3 protein-coding genes are annotated in these 2,695 nt (G+C 60.4%); all 3 read right to left on the reverse strand.

Features of this window, described 5'->3' with window-relative positions:
- Window positions 1-62: 62 nt before the first annotated feature.
- From tnpC to tnpA, 3 genes are read right to left on the reverse strand one after another with little or no spacing between them, the layout of a single operon-like run.
- Window positions 63-1,679, reverse strand: a complete 1,617-nt coding sequence (tnpC, locus tag DES43_RS22090) for an IS66 family transposase (RefSeq protein ID WP_133676455.1) — start codon at window positions 1,677-1,679, stop codon at window positions 63-65.
- Between the two features lie 52 nt (window positions 1,680-1,731).
- Window positions 1,732-2,139: an IS66 family insertion sequence element accessory protein TnpB gene (gene tnpB / locus DES43_RS22095; protein ID WP_133676451.1), complete on the reverse strand. Its 408-nt coding sequence runs from the start codon at window positions 2,137-2,139 to the stop codon at window positions 1,732-1,734.
- On the reverse strand, window positions 2,120-2,611 hold the full coding sequence (tnpA, locus tag DES43_RS22100; protein WP_133676453.1) for an IS66-like element accessory protein TnpA: 492 nt from the start codon (window positions 2,609-2,611) through the stop codon (window positions 2,120-2,122). The genes tnpB and tnpA overlap by 20 nt, the downstream gene beginning before the upstream one ends.
- Between the last annotated feature and the right edge of the window lie 84 nt (window positions 2,612-2,695).

Here is a 2,695-nt window from a genome sequence, read left to right on the forward strand (position 1 = left end):
GTAAGCGCGATTTTCAGGTCCTGCCGCAGAGATGTGTGAACAAGCGTGGCGCGGCTATCGGCTCAGGGGGCGGCTTGAGCCTTTGCGAAGTTGAAGGGTAGTAGGTCGGTAATGTCGGCCTCGGTCGGGCGCTGGGGCAGTTCGGTCAGAGCGTGGCGCAGCCAGACGTAGGGATCGATACCGCAGGCGCGGCAGGTGAGAACCAGGCTATAGATGACTGCACTGGCTTTGGCGCCGGCAGGTGTGTCGCTGAACAGCCAGCTTTTTCGTCCGGTGCAAAACGGCCTGATGTCGCGCTCGAGCAGGTTGTTGTCGATCGGCGCGTGTCCGTTTTCGACATAGCGGATCAGATAGTCCCATTGATTGCGGGTGTATGAGATGGCCTTGCCGAGCTTGCCTTTTGGCAGCACCTTGGGTGCGATGTCGTCGAGCCATTTCCTGAAGGCTGCCAATACCGGAAGGCTGTGCGTCTGACGCATTCGACGGGTGAGATCGGCTTGCGTTTCGCCGCTATCCGGGCTGGTTTCCCGCGCCAGTCTCTCGACCTTGTAGAGCGCCTCGAAGAAAGCCAGCGCCTGAAGCGGCGGTCCGCCCGGCTTCTTCATCGCCTTGAGCGCATCGGTAAACTTTCGTCGTGCATGCGCCATGCAGCCATAATGGGTGGCGCCCTTGAGCGTTCGCCATGCCTCGTAACCGTCACTCATCAGCAGGCCGCGATAATCGCCGAGGAAGGCTTGCGGATATTTCTGGCCGCGGCCAGGCTGGTAGTCGAACAGCACGATCGGTTCCTCGCTGTCCTGGCCGCTGCGGAATGCCCACATGTAAGAGGTGTCCTGCGCCTGCCGGCCTTCTTCCTTCAAGACCTGGACGAAGGTTTCGTCGCCGTGGATCAGGGGCTGCAGGCGCAGCTTTTCTTTCAGGACATCGTAGACGCGCTGCAGATGCAACTCGCTCGACCGGATCACCCAGTTTGCGATCGCACCGCGACTGACGGACACGTTGGTGCGGCCAAGCGCCTGCGATAGCCGATAGAGCGGCGTGCCATCGACATATTTGTTGGCCAGCATCAGCGCCAGGGTCGCGGGCGTCGCCACGCTGCCTGGCAAAGGCTGGGCCGGCATGGGGGCGAGCACCATCGGCGTCTTGATGCCGGTGCGGTCGCAATGCCTGCAGGCGTATTTGAACCGGACATTCTGCAGGACTTTCGCCTTGATCTCGATATGCAGTTGTTCGCTCATCGCCTCGCCCATCCGGTGAAGCGGGTTTCGGCAGCACGGGCACAGTTTTCCATCTTCCGGCAGGTCGTACTCGACGCGTTCGCGCGGCAGATCGGCCGGCAGGGGTCGGCGGCCGCGTTTGCGGCTCTCGGGCTCTCGAGGCTCCGGTAAGCCCGTATCGGGAAGATCGACGGTGTCGAGGTCGGCAAGGTCGGCGTCAAGATCACCATCGACATCAGGGGTGGCGTCGGCGTCCTGTTCGGCCTCGTTGAACAGGCGGTCCATATGCTTTTCGCTTCGGGGCGCAAAGCGGTGCTGCTGCGCCAGCCGCAGCTCTTCCTCCAGGACGCTGACGCGCTGTGATAAAGCCTCCTTCTCGGCCTTCAACGCGGCAATCTCGGCCGCGCTTGCCGCAAGCTGGGCCAGCAAGGCTTCGACGTCTGGATGGTTCGTGCGAGTCATTCCAGTTTTGAATCGGAACAAGCTATTGACGTCAACGATTTTTTGGCCGCGCCTATCCCGAAGACCGCTCGGGCAGCATAGGCGTATCGAAGTGCTGCTGCACATCTGCGCCGGCGCTGACATACTGACGTATCGGGTGCCGGGCCACGGCTTCAATATCGATACCGTCGAGCAGCCAATGAAGCTGTTCCGTCGTCAGATGCGCCACGGCATCCCGGCGCTTTGGCCAGCAAAACCGGTCTTCCTCAAGACGCTTCAAAATCAAGACGAAGCCTGACCGATCAAAAAACAAAAGCTTCACCCGGTCCCTGCGACGGTTGCAGAAAGCAAAGACAGCCCGCGCAAAAGGATCAAGCGCCATCGACTGCTCCACCAGAATGGCAAGGCTGTCGATCCCGGCCCTGAAGTCGACCGGATCGCGATGAAGATAAACCTGCACATCAGCCGACAGACGGAACATTGCCCAAAGCTCCGATCATGGCCGCTATCATTGACGCGTCGTCCAGTTCCACCGAAAGCGTCACACCGTTCGGCAGTGAGACCTTCGCTCTCAGCCCTGATGCCGCGCCATCGCCGGCGGCAATAATCGATCGTTCCCGCCGTTCCATCGGTGGGTCGCTCAAACCGCTCGGTTTGCTATCGCCATCGGCAATCCGCGCAGCTCGCGCCTCTATGACCGGAATGAACGTCGACACTTTCGCCGGCGCCGAAGGTGCGACCAAGGCCGGAGCTTTCGACTGACGCTGTTTGCGGATCCAAGTCCGCAGCAGGTTGGCATTGATACCGTTCTCAAGCGCCAGTTTCGATATCGAGACCCCGGGCATCAGGCAGGCCTCCAACAACCTTGCTTTCGATGCCGGATCAAACTCCCGTTTTCCGCCTCTACCAGCACGCAACACCCTCAATAGCCGGGCCTCGCTCACATCATCCATCGCGTTGTGTCCATTACGTTGCTTGTGGACACAACCTGCCTAAGCGCTCCCCCGATTCATAGGTGACCCAAAAATCGCGTTTAC

The organism is Aquamicrobium defluvii, from assembly GCF_004363725.1.
Taxonomy (GTDB): domain Bacteria; phylum Pseudomonadota; class Alphaproteobacteria; order Rhizobiales; family Rhizobiaceae; genus Mesorhizobium; species Mesorhizobium defluvii.

What these genes read in the sequence shown, in the direction of transcription:
- tnpC (WP_133676455.1), bottom strand. Translation starts at nt 1,679, where the DNA reads ATGACTCGCACGAACCATCCAGACGTCGAAGCCTTGCTGGCCCAGCTT.
- tnpA (WP_133676453.1), bottom strand. Translation starts at nt 2,611, where the DNA reads ATGGATGATGTGAGCGAGGCCCGGCTATTGAGGGTGTTGCGTGCTGGT.
- tnpB (WP_133676451.1), bottom strand. Translation starts at nt 2,139, where the DNA reads ATGTTCCGTCTGTCGGCTGATGTGCAGGTTTATCTTCATCGCGATCCG.